This is a genomic window from Streptomyces sp. DH12 (assembly GCF_020873895.1).
GTDB lineage: Bacteria > Actinomycetota > Actinomycetes > Streptomycetales > Streptomycetaceae > Streptomyces.
The window spans coordinates 1-411 of record NZ_JAHWGT010001433.1 but is presented as its reverse complement, the minus strand read 5'-3'; the positions used below and the strand labels follow the sequence as shown (position 1 = coordinate 411).

Here is a 411-nt window from a genome sequence, read left to right as displayed (position 1 = left end):
GGAAGCCGTACCCCGGGTGCACCGCCTGAGCGCCGGTGCGGGCGGCCGCCTCCAGCAGCCGTTCCGCCGACAGGTAACTCTCCGCGGCCGGCGCCGGACCGATCCGCACCGCCGTGTCGGCCTCGCGGACGTGCCGGGCGCCGGCGTCCGCGTCGGAGTACACCGCCACCGAGCGCACGCCCAGCGACCGCAGCGTGCGCACGACACGGACGGCGATCTCGCCCCGGTTCGCCACCAGCACCGTGTCGAACATCTGATCAGTCATCGTCAGGGGTCCCCTCACATCCGGAAGACGCCGAACTGGGGGTCACCCAGGGGCGCGTTGGCGCACGCGGTCAGGGCCAGCCCCAGCACCTGCCGGGTCTCCATCGGGTCGATCACGCCGTCGTCCCAGAGGCGGGCCGTCGCGTA

1 protein-coding gene is annotated in these 411 nt (G+C 73.7%); it reads right to left on the bottom strand.

The window, feature by feature from the left end:
- The coding region (locus LPA54_RS40440; protein ID WP_306806645.1) for a biotin carboxylase N-terminal domain-containing protein at nt 1–253 on the bottom strand (253 nt) is incomplete at its 3' end.
- Between the last annotated feature and the right edge of the window lie 158 nt (nt 254–411).